18 protein-coding genes and 1 pseudogene are annotated in these 16,408 nt (G+C 52.2%); 17 read left to right on the top strand and 2 right to left on the bottom strand.

Annotated elements, in window-relative coordinates; translation table 11 throughout:
- Positions 1–143 precede the first annotated feature (143 nt).
- Positions 144–503: a phage holin family protein gene (locus RB298_RS07245; RefSeq protein WP_015737141.1), complete on the bottom strand. Its 360-nt coding sequence runs from the start codon at positions 501–503 to the stop codon at positions 144–146.
- A gap of 156 nt (positions 504–659) precedes the next feature.
- On the opposite strand from RB298_RS07245, the gene RB298_RS07250 reads away from it, so the two are divergent.
- From RB298_RS07250 to RB298_RS07265, 4 genes are all read left to right on the top strand, one after another.
- A complete protein-coding gene (locus RB298_RS07250) occupies positions 660–3,029 on the top strand; it encodes an endonuclease MutS2 (RefSeq protein ID WP_096776424.1) in 2,370 nt (789 codons plus the stop codon).
- Between the two features lie 110 nt (positions 3,030–3,139).
- The gene (locus tag RB298_RS07255) at positions 3,140–3,559 is read left to right on the top strand and encodes a DUF350 domain-containing protein (RefSeq protein WP_009590305.1); all 420 of its coding nucleotides are present in this window, start codon (positions 3,140–3,142) and stop codon (positions 3,557–3,559) included.
- Positions 3,560–3,720: 161 nt separating this feature from the next.
- The gene (locus RB298_RS07260) at positions 3,721–4,278 is read left to right on the top strand and encodes a hypothetical protein (RefSeq protein ID WP_096776423.1); all 558 of its coding nucleotides are present in this window, start codon (positions 3,721–3,723) and stop codon (positions 4,276–4,278) included.
- Between the two features lie 138 nt (positions 4,279–4,416).
- Complete coding sequence (locus RB298_RS07265; RefSeq protein ID WP_347177563.1) at positions 4,417–5,625, top strand: MFS transporter; 1,209 nt, start codon at positions 4,417–4,419, stop codon at positions 5,623–5,625.
- 170 nt (positions 5,626–5,795) lie between these two features.
- On the opposite strand, the gene RB298_RS07270 is transcribed toward RB298_RS07265, so the two are convergent.
- Positions 5,796–7,022, bottom strand: coding sequence for an NAD(P)/FAD-dependent oxidoreductase (locus tag RB298_RS07270; RefSeq protein ID WP_486046598.1), 1,227 nt, complete (start codon positions 7,020–7,022; stop codon positions 5,796–5,798).
- Positions 7,023–7,161: 139 nt separating this feature from the next.
- Between RB298_RS07270 and RB298_RS07275 the strand changes: the two genes are divergently transcribed.
- The 13 genes and pseudogenes from RB298_RS07275 (at position 7,162) to RB298_RS07335 (ending at position 16,340) form a co-directional block, all read left to right on the top strand.
- Entirely contained in the window at positions 7,162–7,398 is a 237-nt protein-coding gene (locus RB298_RS07275) for a hypothetical protein (protein ID WP_009590298.1), read from the top strand.
- 40 nt (positions 7,399–7,438) lie between these two features.
- Positions 7,439–7,825, top strand: a complete 387-nt coding sequence (locus tag RB298_RS07280) for a spore coat protein (protein WP_015737135.1) — start codon at positions 7,439–7,441, stop codon at positions 7,823–7,825.
- 190 nt (positions 7,826–8,015) lie between these two features.
- Entirely contained in the window at positions 8,016–8,516 is a 501-nt protein-coding gene (locus tag RB298_RS07285) for an Lrp/AsnC family transcriptional regulator (RefSeq protein WP_009590307.1), read from the top strand.
- Between the two features lie 14 nt (positions 8,517–8,530).
- Positions 8,531–9,736: an aminotransferase class I/II-fold pyridoxal phosphate-dependent enzyme gene (locus RB298_RS07290; protein WP_015737134.1), complete on the top strand. Its 1,206-nt coding sequence runs from the start codon at positions 8,531–8,533 to the stop codon at positions 9,734–9,736.
- Positions 9,737–9,854: 118 nt separating this feature from the next.
- Entirely contained in the window at positions 9,855–10,118 is a 264-nt protein-coding gene (locus RB298_RS07295; protein WP_009590300.1) for an aspartyl-phosphate phosphatase Spo0E family protein, read from the top strand.
- A 224-nt stretch (positions 10,119–10,342) separates the two neighbouring features.
- Positions 10,343–10,903, top strand: a complete 561-nt coding sequence (locus tag RB298_RS07300) for a cob(I)yrinic acid a,c-diamide adenosyltransferase (RefSeq protein WP_036659974.1) — start codon at positions 10,343–10,345, stop codon at positions 10,901–10,903.
- Positions 10,904–10,906: 3 nt separating this feature from the next.
- The gene (locus RB298_RS07305; protein WP_486046603.1) at positions 10,907–11,971 is read left to right on the top strand and encodes an RluA family pseudouridine synthase; all 1,065 of its coding nucleotides are present in this window, start codon (positions 10,907–10,909) and stop codon (positions 11,969–11,971) included.
- A complete protein-coding gene (locus RB298_RS07310) occupies positions 11,968–12,330 on the top strand; it encodes an arsenate reductase family protein (protein WP_015737131.1) in 363 nt (120 codons plus the stop codon). Before RB298_RS07305 ends, RB298_RS07310 begins: the two co-directional genes overlap by 4 nt.
- A 297-nt stretch (positions 12,331–12,627) precedes the next feature.
- A complete protein-coding gene (locus RB298_RS07315) occupies positions 12,628–13,524 on the top strand; it encodes a 5'-3' exonuclease (RefSeq protein WP_015737130.1) in 897 nt (298 codons plus the stop codon).
- 15 nt (positions 13,525–13,539) lie between these two features.
- Positions 13,540–13,938, top strand: coding sequence for a hypothetical protein (locus RB298_RS07320; protein ID WP_486046606.1), 399 nt, complete (start codon positions 13,540–13,542; stop codon positions 13,936–13,938).
- Positions 13,914–14,055: pseudogene (locus tag RB298_RS07325) on the top strand (molybdate ABC transporter permease subunit); the annotation flags it as partial. The gene RB298_RS07320 and the pseudogene RB298_RS07325, both read left to right, overlap by 25 nt.
- 177 nt (positions 14,056–14,232) lie before the next feature.
- Entirely contained in the window at positions 14,233–15,129 is an 897-nt protein-coding gene (locus tag RB298_RS07330) for an ROK family protein (RefSeq protein WP_096776417.1), read from the top strand.
- Between the two features lie 185 nt (positions 15,130–15,314).
- A complete protein-coding gene (locus RB298_RS07335; RefSeq protein ID WP_486046608.1) occupies positions 15,315–16,340 on the top strand; it encodes an HRDC domain-containing protein in 1,026 nt (341 codons plus the stop codon).
- The last annotated feature ends 68 nt before the right edge of the window (positions 16,341–16,408 follow it).

The following is a 16,408-nucleotide window of genomic DNA, read 5'->3' on the forward strand; positions in this document are numbered from 1 at the left end:
ACTTGCTCGAACACGGACAACCCCCTGTCATATAGCAACAGGGGGCAGTTGTGGGGAATGCATCGATGGATTTAACCGCGAACCGGGATCGTTCAGGAAGAGCTCCGTCAGGATCCTTTGACAGAAGCGGGCGGCCTTCTATCTTATTCTTTGCGGTTTTTGCCTGCTTCAAACGGGGTGGAGATCGGAATGAACAGATCGATGATCCCGATGACCAGTGCAGCAAGCAGAGCACCCAGAATGGAGACGCTAACGCCTCCGACGATGAACTGGGCCAGGTAAATGACAAGCGCGCTCACAATGAAGCCCACGATGCCGCGTCCAAACGGCGTGACTTTTTTGCCGAAGATGCCCTCGATAGCCCAGCCAAACAGGGCGATGACGAGTGCAAGCAGCAGGGCGCTTCCGAATCCGCCGACGGAGAATTGAGGGACGATCCATCCGACGACCATAAGGACGAGAGCCGCTACGATAAATCGAACGACATGCCCGAGAAATTGCATGGTACCTGCCTCCTTAGAATAAGACTGGAATGTTACGCAGAATTTATTTTGTTCAATCGGACGTTAGGTTATGTGTGGAAGGATTTTGGATTCCATGGCGATTTCGCATGGCGTTCGATATAATATAGGCATTGATTGAGAGGAGTTGTGAACTTCTTGAACGACAAGATTTTGCACACTTTAGAATACCGGAAAATTTTAAATACATTGACGCAATATACCCAAACCTCCATGGGAAGTTTGAGGGCTGAAAGGTTAATGCCAGAGACCGACCTCGAAGCCGTGAAGGATCTGCTCGCGGCCACCGACCAGGCTTACACCGTAGACAGGCTTAAGGGCAACCCGTCCTTCCGCGGCATTACCGACATCAACGATGCTTTGAAGCGGGCTCGAATCGGAGGCACGCTGAATCCGCATGAATTGCTTGCCACGTCGAACACGATTCACGGGTCGCGACGAATCAAACGGTTTATCGCTGCGATTCATGAGGATGAGAAGATTGATATTCTCTTTAATTTAAGCGATCTTATTTCGGAGCAGAAGCCGCTGGAGGATGCCATTCGGCTCTGCATCGATGAAACGGCCGAGGTGCTGGACTCCGCAAGCGCGGAGCTGTCGCAAATTCGGAGGGAGCTGCGAGGCGGAGAGGTACGCATCCGCGAGAAGCTGGAATCCATGATCCGTTCGCAATCGGTGGCGAAGATGCTGCAGGACCAGCTGATTACGATTCGCGGCGACCGATTCGTCATTCCCGTCAAAGCGGAGTATCGCTCCCACTTTGGCGGTATCGTACACGACCAGTCCGGCTCGGGCGCGACACTGTTCATCGAACCGGAGTCCATCGTGGCGATGAACAACAAGCTGCGCGAGACCCGGATGCGGGAAGAACGGGAGATCGAAGTGATTCTGCAGAAGCTGACCGCCCAGGTCGGCGAACAGGCTGAACTGCTGTCCATCGACGTCGATCTGATCGGGCAGCTCGATTTTATTTTTGCCAAAGCCCGTTTAGCTCATGTGATGAAGGCTTCGCTCCCGCGGATGAACGACAGAGGATATATTAAGCTGCGCAGAGGCAGACATCCGCTCATACCGACGGACCAGGTCGTGCCGCTGGACGTGGAATTGGGCAATTCCTATACCTCCATCATCGTCACGGGCCCGAATACCGGCGGTAAGACGGTTACGCTCAAAACGATCGGTTTATTAAACCTGATGGCGATGTCCGGACTGTTTATTCCGGCCGAAGAAGGCAGCCAGATGTGCGTGTTCGATGCGATCTACGCGGATATTGGCGATGAGCAAAGCATTGAGCAGAGCCTGAGTACCTTCTCCAGCCATATGACCAACATCATTCGCATTTTAAGCCAGATGACGCCGAAGAGCCTGGTCCTGCTCGATGAAGTGGGGGCGGGGACCGACCCGGCGGAAGGTTCGGCTCTGGCGATTTCCATTCTGGAGCATATCCACCGCATGGGCTGCCGCATGATCGCGACGACGCACTATTCCGAATTGAAGGCGTACGCCTATGAACGCAAAGGCGTGATCAATGCCAGCATGGAGTTCGATATCAATACCCTAAGTCCGACTTATCGGCTGCTGGTGGGCGTTCCTGGACGAAGTAACGCGTTTGCTATTGCAGAACGTCTGGGATTGCCGGGATCCATTCTGGAATTCGCCCGCGGGGAAGTGAAGGAAGAGGATCAGCGGGTGGAGCATATGATTGCGTCCCTCGAGGAGAACCGGCATACCGCTGAAGTGGAGCGTGAGAAGGCGGAACAGGTCCGGAAGGAAATGGAGGAACTGCGTCAACGTCACCAGCAGGAGCTTCAGAAGCTCGAGGAGCAGAAAGACAAACTCGTTGATAAGGCTAGGGCGGAAGCAAGACAGATCGTGGACAAGGCGCGGAGCGAAGCCGAGGAGATCATTGCGGACCTGCGCAAGATTGCCCAGGAGGAAGGGGCTTCCGTTAAGGAGCACAAGCTGATCGCGGCCAGAAAGCGCCTGGATGACGCCGAGCCGCAGCAGGGCAAGAAAACGGGCGGCCAGCGTTCTGCGAAGCAGCAGCGCAGCATCGAGCCCGGGGATGAGGTTCGGGTATACAGCCTGAATCAGAAGGGGCATGTCGTGGAGATGTCCGGCTCGAAGGAAGCCGTCGTTCAGCTTGGCATTATGAAGATGAAGGTCGCGCTGGACGATTTGGAGCTGCTGTCGAATCAAGCCGCCAATGCCAAGCAGGCACCGAAACAGCATGCCACCGTCCTGAAGCGGACCCGCGATGCCAACATCCGGAATGAGCTGGATTTAAGGGGAGCGAACCTGGAAGAAGCGTTGATCGAGGTGGACCGGTTCATTGATGAGGCGTTTTTGGGGAATCTGGGACAGATCTACATCATTCACGGCAAGGGAACCGGCATTTTGCGAACCGGCATTCAGGATTATTTGCGCAAGCACAAACATGTCAAGAGCCATCGTTTAGGCAATTACGGCGAAGGCGGCAATGGCGTTACGATTGCCGAGTTGAAATAAGAAATCAGGAACCGTTTTCTCCTTCAATCGTATAACATATCATCAATAGGGTTCAGAACGACGGGATGCGAAAGGTGCCGCATCCCGTTTATCAGGGAGGAAATAAGGGAATGACGGAAGCGATTGATCATTTGCTGACCCATCCGCTTGGGGTGCTCGTCGGCTATTTCTCGGTTGCGATACTTGCACTTATTGTTTACTTGTATTGCTTTGAATTGGTTACCAAGTACAATTGCTGGGATGAAATACGCAAAGGAAATGTTGCCGCGGCCATGGCGACCGGCGGCAAGGTCTTCGGCATTTGTAACGTGATGCGGTATAGCATCACGGCGAATACGTCCATTTACGGCATGATTAAATGGTCGTTTTTCGGGTTTATACTGCTTTTATTGGCTTATTGGCTGCTTGAATTCTTGACGCCTGTGTTTTCGGTCGATGAAGAGATTGGCAAGGATAATCGGGCAGTGGGCCTGATCGTGCTTCTTATCACCGTATCTTTGTCTTACATTATTGGAGCGAGCATTACTTAAGGGCTTCGGGAGGAAAAGAACGATGAAATATTTACCGCGGATATTGTTTGCGGCAGCCATGATTTTTTTCGTGGCAGGTATTGTATACTTAATGTCTCAATAAAAATAACGTAAACAGGGCCATTCATGGCCGTTTGAATAAAGAAAGGGATGAATGACCGATGGAACCGACGGTTTGCCCATGGTGCCAAAGTGAGATTGTATGGGATGAGGAGATAGGTCCCGAGGATACCTGTCCTCACTGCGCGAATGAGCTTAAAGGCTACCGCACACTGAATATCGCATTGCAAGATGAAGATGAAGAGGACGGCGGGGAGGAATATGAAGAGGCTTACGAGCCTTCCGACGAGGAGGCGCGCGATCTTCATCGCATCTGGGGCTCCGACCATGAATCGCTGTCATCGCTTCGCACCGTGGATAAGTACGGGGAAGATCACGATCTTTTTGCATTCGAGGAGACGGTGGAGGGGATCCTGGACCAACAAGAGGAAGTGCCCGAGTGTCTGCATTGCCGAGAGTATATGCTCCATGCAGGAACGCAGCGCGTGAGCGGAGAAGGCTTCCAGCCGGTTCACGCACCCTTGATCCAAGCTCCCATTCTGCAGCCTCCGTATGATCTGAACGTTTATGTATGTCCCGGATGCTTCCATGTGCAGTACAATTTGGCAGAGAACGACCGGCTTCGGATGATCAAGAGTTTTATCCATAAAAAGGAATAGAGTTGCGGAGCGGCGCTGTTGCCGATCCCGCGGATGACTTAAGGAAACTGCCGGCGGCGGTTTCCTTTTTTTTGTTCATGAAGTGGAGCGCGAAGGGGTAAAATACCTTGGACTTCAAGTGAAAGGGCAAGGGAGGAACTGTATATGAAGTTGACAAAGGACCCCCAGGCTATGCTTCTGTTATCGGTTCATGGGTTGTTTATTCTATCGAGCGCATTGTCGGGTACGTTCCTCAACGTATACTTATGGAAAAGCCGCCAGGATTACACCATGCTCGGCTGGTTCACGATTGCGCAGCAGGTGGCGCTTGGCCTGACGTTCTGGGCCGCCGGCAAATGGGTGAAGGAGCATAACAAAATGAATGCGCTTCGCCTGGGAATTGCCGTGTCCGGCTTGTTTTATCTATGCGTGCTGTGGGCAGGGAGGGACGCCGTCCATTACATTTGGCCGCTCGGCCTGCTGTTCGGTGTGTCTTTAGGATTGTTCTGGTTGGCCTTTAATGTGGTTTACTTCGAGGTGTCGAGTGCGGAGAACCGGGACTGGTTTAATGGCTGGATCGGGCTCTTGGGCTCCATAACGGGGATTATCGGTCCATGGCTGGCAGGCTGGATCATTACGCTGATGCATGGGGATCAGGGCTATCGGTTTATTTTTACCGTGTCGATGGCCATCTTCGCCGTAACGGTGGTCATGAGCTTTTTTCTGCGCAAAAGACCGGTTCAAAGCGATTATCACTGGCTGGAAGGGGTAAGCCGCCTCAAGGAGGGCGGCGTTTGGAAATACGCGGTATTAGGCTTGGCTGTTCAGGGAATCCGGGAGGGCGTGTTCTCCTTTCTCATCACGCTGCTTGTTTTCGTGGCGACGGATCAGGAGTCCAAGCTGGGGCAATTCGCGTTGATTACTTCGGCCGTTTCACTGGTCAGCTACTGGGCCTGCGGGAAATGGTTCAAGCCCAAATTCCGTAAAACCGGCATGCTGGTTGGTTCCGTATTGATGCTGCTTGTCATCATGCCGCTGTTATTTACGGTCAACTACACTACGCTGCTGGTGCTGGGAATCGGGACGTCGCTCTTCATTCCGCTGTACATGATGCCGGCTATATCGGCCAGCTTCGATCTCATGGGCGTGAATCAGGAAAACGTGGAGAAGCGGGTGGAGCTGGTCGTGCTCCGGGAACTCAGTCTGACGATAGGCCGAATTACGGGCTTGCTTGTTTTCATTCTTGTACTGTCATTCAGGCAGGATACGTTAACGATAACATTGCTGCTGCTGTTTCTGGGGGCATCCCCCATCGGATCTTGGCTGTTCATACGAAAGCTGTTTCCTAGCAAAGGACAAGCCGCCTGAGCCTGATGGCATCGATGTGAGACATGGAGATCATGCAATGAGCGAAAGTTGGATAACGCAGGTCAGCGACGTTTTTTTAAAAATAGAAGGCCGCGACGCGGAGGCAAATCGTACAAACGCAAAGAAGGTATCTCCAAGGCCGCAGGGCCTGTTAGGGGATACCTTCTTAATTATGTGAAGTTCAGGTCGATCGGACGCCTCAGCGAGAACCATTTCAGTTCTTCGGGCTCTCTGCCGGCAATCGTCTCGGCCAGGAGGTCGGCGGCGATCATGCTGTAAACCATACCGTTTCCGCCATAAACCTCGATGAAGTAGCTGTGCGGATACTGCGGATGTCTGCCGATCAGCGGGATGCCGTCTTTGGTGGAGGCAAACACGCCAGCCCAGCTGCACGCCATTTTCACGTCCGTCATCGTAGGGAACAGCTTATGAATTTCATTCAGCAGTCTCTGACTTCTTGGCTCGGCGTATTCCTCCGGTTTGCCTGAAGGAGGCAGCGGCTCATCCAGTCCACCGGCCATGATCCGCCGGTCCGGCGTTGTCCGGAAATAGAGATATGGACGGTCGGTCTCCCATATGAGAGCCCGCTCATACCACGAAGACAGATCGTGAACAGGCTCGGTCATAATGGCATAGGTATTGAGGAGATCCACTTGATAATCCGGCTTCCATTCTTGGGTGCTGTACCCGGTAGCCCAGATCACGTGTTTGGCTGAAACGCTTCCCTGATCCGTCATGACGGTGACATCGTTGTGTGTATACCTGGTTTCTTTCACTTCGCTGTTTTCATAAATTCGCAGCCCCTGATCGCCGGCATCTTGAAGAAGATGATGTCCGAGACGGTAGGGATTGACTTCGGCATCGCCGCGGGTATAGATGGCGGCTTCCTTTGAGAACGGAAATTTAGCCTTCACATCATCGCGGTTCCAGTACTGCACGTCGAAGCCCTTGCGTTTGAGGAGGTCATACTCATGACGAATCAAGCCGATATCTTGAGGGTTGCTGGCATAGTAGAGGCTGCTTCGAGAGATCAACCCGGAATCCCTTGACAACGTATTCGCGATTTCAGTGAGCCGACGTATGGCCTTTCTACACATCATATAGAAGGCGGTACCCCGGTCCTCGCCAAAATGTTGAATCAAATCCGAAAGGGGACAGTCGTTGGAGATTTGCAGCAGTCCCGTATTGGCGGAAGTGCTGCCCTCGCATACTCGACTTTTCTCCAGGAGAATGGCGTCGACGCCTTGCACGCTCAGGACATAGGCCATCAGGGCACCGCTGATACCGCCTCCGACGACCAGCACGTCGCAGCTAAGCCGGTCCGAGAGCACGGGATATTTTTTTACCGGTTCGGTGTTTAAATATTTCCAGGGCGTTGTTCCGCCGGTCAGTAACATGATCCATCCCCTCCCATCGTCACATCGCAATTAGTTTGGTCGTTCCTTCCGCATTTCATGACATCTTGCGACATAGATTTGTACAACGGTGGCATACTAGGTCCTGTCAACCTAAATGGAAAGGGGAACAACGAACCGTATGACACCCAATCAGCAATTACAGCCTCTCACTTCAAAAGAGCTGGATTATATCGTGGACTGCATCTCCAACGAGACCATGCTGGCCAAGCATTGCGCCGCCACGGCTGCAGCCAGTCAGAACCCTGCCATTCAGCAGGCACTGCTCGGATTCGTGAAGCGACATGAGCAGCATCTTGATATGTTGGTGAACTCCCTTCAGACCCACAGCAGCGTTGCGCCCAACCAGCCGCAGTAAGCAGACAGTGCATAACCAACAACCCAAAGGAGGAACTACGATGGCAACCCCTAACGGATCTTCATTCCTGCCCGAAGAGGATTTGCTCAGCCCGATACTGGGAGAGCTGAAACGGGCCGTTCGAGAATATACGACAGCCACGACGGAAGCCACTTGCCCTGACGTGCGTCAAATGTTTACCAATTTGACCACGGATACGCTGAGTCTGCAAGGCGAATTCTTTAATATGATGAAGCAGCAGAACATGTACACCGCAGGCACGCATGCGCTGAAATACGACGTGGACAAGCAGCATAAACAAGCGCAGCAGTCCGTACAAAAAACTCGGGAAACGATAAATCAAAAAACTTCAAGCATGGGCGCGTATGCGCACAATCCGAACGTTGAGCCCCATGCAACCAATGTATCCCCTGCTTCTTATATGTAATGTAACCCAACCATCTATGGTTAACGCAACGATTTCGCCGATGACACCTCCAGCATTCGCTGCGGGCATGCATCGGTTTTTTTCTTTTGCACATCCCGTGTAAGTTATTGTAATATAAGTATTAATCTCTGTTCCGACAAAACCGTGTGTCACGAGCGGTTATTCGGAATAAGTGCTGGAGGATACGTACATGGAAGAGCTAAGCGAATTGAAACTGAAGGTGCTTGACCTGCTGAAAGAGGACGCGAGAAGATCGCCGGCTCTACTCTCTACTCTACTCGGTGTAGAAGAGGAAGAAGTAAAGACCTCCATTGCGGAGCTTGAACGAGATCACGTCATTGTCAAGTACGCCACCGTTGTCAATTGGGGCAAGGTGGAGGACGAGAAGGTTACGGCGCTGATCGAGGTTCAGATAACGCCTGAGCGCGGAAGAGGCTTTGAAGGAATCGCGGAACGGATTTATTTGTTCCCGCAGGTGAAGTCGGTTTATTTGATGTCAGGCGCCTACGACCTGCTGGTCGAAGTGGAAGGCGGTAACCTGCGTGAGGTGGCCAATTTTGTTTCCGAGAAACTGTCGCCTATTGATTCTGTATTATCGACCAAAACGAATTTCATTTTGAAAAAATATAAACAAGACGGGATTATTTTTGAAGAACGTCAAGAAGACAATCGTCTCCTGATCTCGCCGTAAAGGAAGCGTGTGCTATGATTTTGAACGAACAGCAGCTTGCAGAAAATAACAGGAAATCGATGAGCTCCTATTTGGCGCCTAGAGTCAGGGATATTCAACCCTCCGGAATCCGGAAATTTTTCGATCTCGTCAGCGGAAACAAGGATATTATCACGCTAGGCGTCGGGGAGCCTGATTTCGTTACGCCGTGGCATGTACGAGAAGCGTGCGTATATTCATTGGAACGCGGGTTTACGGGCTATACGTCCAATGCCGGCATGCCGGAGCTGAGGGAAGCGATCGCGGAATATTTGAACGACAGCTTCCATGTGACCTATAATCCTGCGAATGAAATCATCGTAACCGTGGGCGGCAGTGAAGCGATTGATCTGGCGCTGCGGGCCTTGATTGTTCCCGGAGATGAAATTCTGATTCCGGAACCGTGTTACATTTCGTACTCGCCGATCGCTTCAATCGGCGGCGGCGTGCCCGTCGGCATCGAAACGACGGCGGAGCATCATTTCAAACTGACGGCCGAGGCGCTGGAAGCGCAAATCACGCCCAAATCAAAGATTCTGATTCTCTGCTATCCGAGCAATCCGACAGGGGCGATCATGACCTACGAGGATTGGCTTCCGATTGCGGAAGTGGTGGAAAAGCACGATCTGATTGTGATTTCCGATGAAATTTATGCCGAGCTCACGTATGAAGGCAAGCATGTCAGCTTTGCCTCGATGCCCGGCATGATGGACCGCACCATACTGGTGAGCGGCTTTTCGAAGGCGTTTGCTATGACCGGCTGGCGTATGGGATATGTGTGCGCCCATACGGATCTCATTGCCGCCATGCTGAAAATTCATCAGTATACGGTCATGTGTGCACCGGCCATGGGGCAAGTCGCAGCGCTTGAAGCATTGCGTAACGGCATGGGGGAGAAGGACCGAATGGTTGAATCCTATAACCAACGGCGCAGACTCGTTGTGCAGGGGCTGCGGGAGATCGGTCTGGATTGCCACGAACCCCAGGGAGCGTTTTACGCCTTCCCAAGCATCAAGGGAACGGGACTCGGCTCGGAAGAATTCGCTCAGCGATTGCTGACCGAAGCCAAAGTGGCCGCAGTGCCGGGCACTGCCTTCGGGCTTGGCGGGGAAGGTTTCATTCGCTGTTCTTATGCTACATCCATTGCTCAACTGAATGAGGCATTGGAGCGAATGGGCAATTTTGTTGAAAAAATAAAGTAGGCAAGGAATTCGTTGAACTTTTTCCTTGAATTAACAAAAGATTCACTTTTCATTGACGAAAATTATGTTATAATTTTATTTTGGGGGCAGAATTTTACTTTCCAAGGAGGGATCACCAGTGTTTTGTGATTATGAATTGTCAAACTACCGTGGTGATTATACGGCTGAAGACAATAATCACGGTAAATGGTCAATTAAATCAGCCAAATCCACTCCTCAGGAAATTACCTTGGAAGACGAAATTCACATGCTCCGCCGGAAGATGGAGCAAATATTTCTGGAAGAGCAGTCCTTCACGTCGGAAATTGTGATCGAGATCAGCAGTTTGCTGGATCTGAAGATCAACGAATATATGAAGGCCCATCCCAAAAAGAAACTCTAAAATATTTCACCATTAAATAATACAAGGCTGTTCCTAGAGTGAGAATACTCGTGGTTCAGCCTTGTTTGTGTTTAAAACCAAACGCAACCTAAAGCACTTCCCTCTAGGCGTTATCGGCCTTGGGTTTATTCGGCCGCAGCGGGAACGTGATCCGAAATTATGCTATAGTGAGCATAATAAGATGTTATGGTGTTCGTTCTAGATATGAAATGGAGGAAGATGTGATGAAGGTATATACAAGAACGGGAGATGCGGGGGAGACTTCGATTATTGGCGGTCGCGTGCCCAAGGATGATCCGCGCATCGAAGCGTACGGCACGATCGATGAATTGAACAGCTTTGTCGGTCAGGCCGTGTGCTTGGCCAAGGAAGCCGATTTTGAGGAGCTGTATCTTCAGCTCGTTCAAATCCAGCATGAACTGTTCGATTGCGGCTCGGATCTGGCTTATGCGAGGCCGCGGGAGGATAAACTCAAGGTCGGTGCCGAGCTTGTGGATCGTCTGGAGGCGTGGCTGGATGCATTCGAAGAGAAGAACCCTCCGCTTGAGCGCTTTATTCTGCCGGGCGGAAGCGCCTTGTCTTCTTCGCTGCATGTATGCCGGACCGTATGCCGCCGCGCAGAAAGGTTGACCGTTACGCTGCAGCGAACCACCGAGATCAATCCGGAGGTCCGCCGGTACTTGAACCGGTTGTCCGATTATTTCTTTGTTGCCGCACGGGCAGCCAATGTGCATGCCGGGATACCTGATGTTGAATATGAGCGAAGCGGAAAGGTGTTCCGGTAATAGATGAGTCTGTACTATCCGCCAATCCGCTATGTCGTGCCTTCACACGAAGACGGCATGCTGCTTAAGACCATTTTGCAAAAAAGAATGGGGGTATCCCGCAAGCTGCTCTCCCGCCTCAAATTGACGGAGCAGGGCATTATGCTGAACGGGACCCGCGTATATATTAGCGTTAAAGTGCAAGCGGGCGATTTGGTCGAAATTCGGATGGAGCAGGAACGTTCCAACGATATGCTGCCCCAGCCCATGGAACTTCATATTCTGTACGAGGATGAGCATCTGCTTGTCTTGAACAAGCCGGCAGGGGTCATCGTGCATCCCACGCATGGGCATTTCACCGACACGCTGGCCAACGGCGTCGTTCATTATTGGCAGGAGAAGGGCTGGAATTACCGGTTCAGAGCGGTTCACCGGCTCGATCAGGAGACTTCCGGCGTACTGGTAATCGCGAAGAATGCGTATATTCATCAGCATGTTTCCGAACAAATGATTGCCGGCACCGTCGATAAGAGGTATGTCGCTTTTGTGCATGGAAGACCTTCTTCGCAGACAGGCGATATTGACGGTCCGATTGATCGGGATCCGTTGGAGCCCCACCGGCGCATCGTAACCCCGGAAGGATATCCTTCGCTTACGCGGTATAGGGTATGCGAAACATACCCCTCCGCATCCTTGGTTGAATTGAAGCTCGAAACAGGCCGGACGCATCAAATTCGGGTGCATATGCTAAGCATCGGTTGTCCATTGATCGGAGATCAGATGTACAGGCATCCCGTATACAGCGATCAGGAATTGTTATCGAATGCGCCGGAGAGGGATGAGGATTCCCATGGGGCCGTCGGGTCATTGGATCCGTTAGCCGCAACGATCATGAGGCTGGACGGCTATATGGACAGGCAGGCGCTGCATGCGGCAAGCCTGACGCTGATGCATCCGATAGAGGGGAAGACGATGGTATTCACGGCCCCGCTACCTGAGGACATGAAATCATTGAGATTAGCGCTCGCGCAAGAAGCTGTCACTTCATTATGTAACACTACAACATTAGAGGGAGAACCTATTGAATGAGCAAACTGAAAGTATATCAATATCCGAAATGCGGGACTTGCCGTAACGCCGTGAAATGGCTGCAGAACGAAGGACATGAGCTGGAGCTTCAACATATTTTCGAACAACCGCCAAAGAAGGATGAGTTAGCCGACCTGATCGCCAAGAGCGGACTGGAGCTAAAGAAATTTTTCAATACGAGCGGCGAGGTATACAAGGAAATGAACCTGAAAGACAAGCTGCCCGGCCTTTCCGATGAGGAGAAGATCGAACTGTTGTCTTCCAACGGAAGATTGATCAAGCGTCCGATCGTGACCGACGGCAGCAAAGTAACCGTCGGCTTCAAAGCGGAGCAATATCAGGAGGCATGGCAGAAGTAACGGTCGTTTTTGGGATATGACAGACATAAAAGACAAACTGCGGCAGTGATTGATTACGAGAGTCGCGGAATCGGTTTGCCGAAGGGCAGCCATTCGCCGGTAACGATGTCGTCCTGCTGATGAAGGCAGAGCATTCCATGGTCTTTCGACCATCGGAATGTTCTTTTTTTTGTGAGCAGCCCGCGATAGGAAATTCAAAGAAATACCCTGTGACAAGCCCAAGTCCATATAAGGATATGGTATAATGACAAGGTATATTTTAAGGTTATACCAGAGAAGTTAAAGTTAGGAGCGATCATGACCGTGATACCCAATCCACAACCATCCTTAATGCTCGTCGACGGGATGGCTTTATTATTTCGTGCTTATTATGCAACCGCGTCCAGCGGTTATATCCGTCGTACCAAAGCGGGTGTGCCGACCAACGCGATTTACGGTTTCCTGCGGTATATGTGGGATGCCATCGATAAATTTCAGCCTACCCATGTGGCTTGCTGCTGGGATATGGGCTCAAAAACATTCCGTACGGAGCAATTCGCCTCGTATAAAGGCAATCGTCCGGAAGCGCCGGATGACTTGGTTCCGCAGTTCTCGCTGGTTCGCGACGTGACGGAATGCCTCGGGATCCCGAATCTGGGCGTTGTGGGTTATGAGGCCGATGACTGCATCGGTACGCTTGCCAGACGGTTCGGAGATAGCATGAACGTCATGATCCTGTCGGGCGACCACGATTTGCTTCAGCTCGTGAACGATTCGACTTCGGTCATCATTATGAAAAAGGGGCATGGCAATTATATGCACTATACACCGGAGACGCTTTATGCCGAAAAGGGTCTTTCTCCAAGACAGGTGATCGATGTAAAAGGCCTGATGGGAGATACGAGCGACAATTATCCGGGCGTACGCGGGATCGGCGAGAAGACGGCTGTCAAGCTGATCCAGGAATATGAATCCGTGGAAGGCATCCTTGCCAATCTTGATTCATTGACCAAAGGGGTTCGCACCAAGATCGAAGCGGATTTGGAGATGCTGCATCTGTCCCGGGCCCTGGCCGAAATTCATTGCGAGGTTCCAATGGAATGCGAGCTCGATTTGTGCCGCCTGAGCGTGGATCACGAACGTGCGTTAACCAAACTGGAGGAGCTGGAAATGAAGAGCCTTGGCCATCTTTTTGGGGTGGCGGTGGTTTCCTAGCCGCTTCGGTCGAAGGTGTCGTACCGGAGACATCCGCAGCAGGCCGAGGCACTTCTTCAATTCACCAGGAAGCCTGAAATCAGCGGCGTCTTCATGGTGGCTGGATCGTGTTTGTGGAGCCGTCGTCGTGACCATGGCGAAAATGCTCGGCTCGGGTTGCCGGAATGGCTGTCGATAAAAACATCACTGCGGTCCAGCATCAGTGCCTTTATACTGGGATCAGCGGCGGCACGCTGGATGTCCCGGCGCGGATTTGTCGGCAGAACGGCCGGCGAAACGCAGCTGATGCTTCTGCCAATGGTGGTAGGCTTTCCGTCCGCTAGTGGTACTGAGCAGAAACAGCTGGATCCGCGCTGCTGCAGGTCCGCGAGGCAGGCGTATCGGCGTTCATTCTGGCTTTTGCCGGAGGTTTAGGCGAATTTGAGGCAACCTGGATGGGTTGCAGGCAATATACCGTGCGTCACGCAAACGCTGCCCACGGCGATTTACGTTGCGGTTAGCAATGGCCAAAGCGGGCAGGCATGGGCGTGGCGACGGTTATTATTTTGTTTTCATGGCTGTTACTCCCGCGGCTCGGAACGGGCAGAGGCAGAGAAAGAGGCAGGCAGACTTGACGGGAGCACAATGTTTACATATGCTTCGAATAGAGCTTGTTAGCAACCATATAGAGAACAAGGCACAGCACATCGTGGAGAGGATGGAAGAAGCATGAGTTTACTTGGAGCAATTGAAGCAGGAGGAACCAAGTTCGTTTGCGGCGTGGGTACGGAGGATGGAACGGTTGTGGAGCGAGTGAGCTTTCCGACGACAACCCCTGAAGAAACCATGGCAAACGTCTTTAACTTTTTTGCGGATAAGGATATAGAGGCGATCGGAGTCGGTTCGTTCGGACCGATTGACCCGGTGAAAGGCAGCCCGACCTACGGCTGCATTACAACGACGCCGAAGCCGCATTGGAGCAATTACAATATCGTCAAAGCATTGGAAGAGCGTTTTGACGTTCCGATCGGATTTGATACGGATGTAAACGGAGCTGCTCTTGGAGAATATACGTGGGGGGCGGCCCAGGGACTGGACAGCTGTCTTTATATCACCATCGGAACGGGAGTGGGAGCAGGCGCCGTGGTATCCGGCGAACTGATTCACGGCCTGTCCCATCCGGAGATGGGGCATATTTACGTTCGCCGTCATCCGGAAGACAAATATGAAGGGACCTGTCCTTATCATGCAGACTGTTTGGAGGGGCTTGCTGCGGGACCGTCTCTTGGCAAACGCTGGGGTGTTCCCGGCGTGGAATTGACGCCGGATCATCCGGCTTGGGAGATGGAAGCTTATTATCTCGCTCAAGCGCTGATGAATTATGTCCTCATCTTGTCCCCTCAGCGGATCGTGATGGGTGGAGGCGTGATGAAGCAGGAGCAGCTGTTCCCGCTGATCCGCACGAAGCTTCAAGAGCTGCTGGCAGGATATGTTCAGCATCCAAGCCTTCATGACGGGATCGATCAATTCATCGTTCCGCCGATGCTCGGCGATAATGCGGGTCTCTGCGGCGCATTGGCATTGGCCAAGCTGGCAGTGGATGAAGCCAAAAGCATTCAAGCTTAGCCTGATTTCTTATATAGGGCAAGTTCAAAATGGATTGGATTCTATTACAGATTATGGTATTATAGTTTCAACAGTATAATGTATGGAACGAAGGAAGCACCTTTCTTGCCGCTGCGCGGAGGAGAGGTGCTTTTTTGCGTTGTTCCGCCATTATGCTGATTGCGTAAACGGGAGGTTATCGAGGGATGCAAATTGTGTTCATGAATCGGATGAGCGGAGCGGATGAGTCAGGTCATCTCCGTTCGGCCCAAGTATGGATCGGCGAGGAAGAAGGAGGATGGCGACTCGGCTGGCGGAATATGGAACCGGACGGTGAAGTTTCCGATGACGAATGGTATGAAGGCAACTCATGGAATGAGCTGCTATGCGTGTATCGGCACCAGCTTGCGAAGAAGCTCGGAGAAGGCTTCCGCCCGCTAATCGAAGGGGTATTCCATGAACCTGGGGAGACCAGGAGCAAGAATCTCGGCACTCAGAAGCTGCAGTGTTACAGCGAGCTGTACGGATCGGAGGAGCTGTACACGGAGCTGTGCGCCTGGCGCAGGAGAAAGGCAGCATCCGGAAGAAAAGCGCCCTATTTCATTGCCAGCAACCGGGTGCTGCGCATGATCAGCGCTTTTGTTCCCCAGAGTGAGGAAGAGCTGCTGCAGCTTCCGGGAATCGGGGTTAGCAAGGCTTCGGAGCACGGGGTGGAATGGCTGGAGATTACGACGAAAACCGAGCGAACCACCACGTTTCCACTGGATTGGGTGTATACGCAGCTGCCGGAAGAGGAGTTCTTGTCCTGGCTGTATAAACAAAAGGAACAGAGATATCAGCAGGAGCTTGAACGCTTCCGAACCCGCCGTGCGATGCTGATTGGCATAGCCGAGGGCGCTTCGCTGACCGAGCTTGAAGCGCGTACCTCGCTGTCGCGCCGGGATTTGGTCGAGGAATTGGAAGGGCTTGAGAAGGAAGGCTATGATACGGAGCAGCTGCTCCAGGTCGAATTGAACACGATGACGGCTGCGGAGCAGGAAAACGTATGGAAGGCGTTTGAAGAGTTGGGCGATACGTTTCTTAAACCTGTGTTACAGCGGGTATACGGACAGGGACAAGCGGAGAACGCAGAAGCAGAAGAGCTGGGCGGAACGGAGAGGCTGTATGAGCGGCTTCGTCTCATACGCATCCGCTTTCGGCGGGATCAGCCCGGCAAAGCGAATGCCGGTTAATCTGCCTTAAACGAAGTCAGGACGGATTCCCCGGTTGCAGGGAGATCCGTCCTGATGCTAATTCGCCG

The sequence above is a fragment of the Priestia sp. BR_2 genome (genome assembly GCF_041954005.1).
In the GTDB taxonomy this organism is placed as follows: Bacteria; Bacillota; Bacilli; order Paenibacillales; family Paenibacillaceae; genus Paenibacillus_AQ; species Paenibacillus_AQ lautus_A.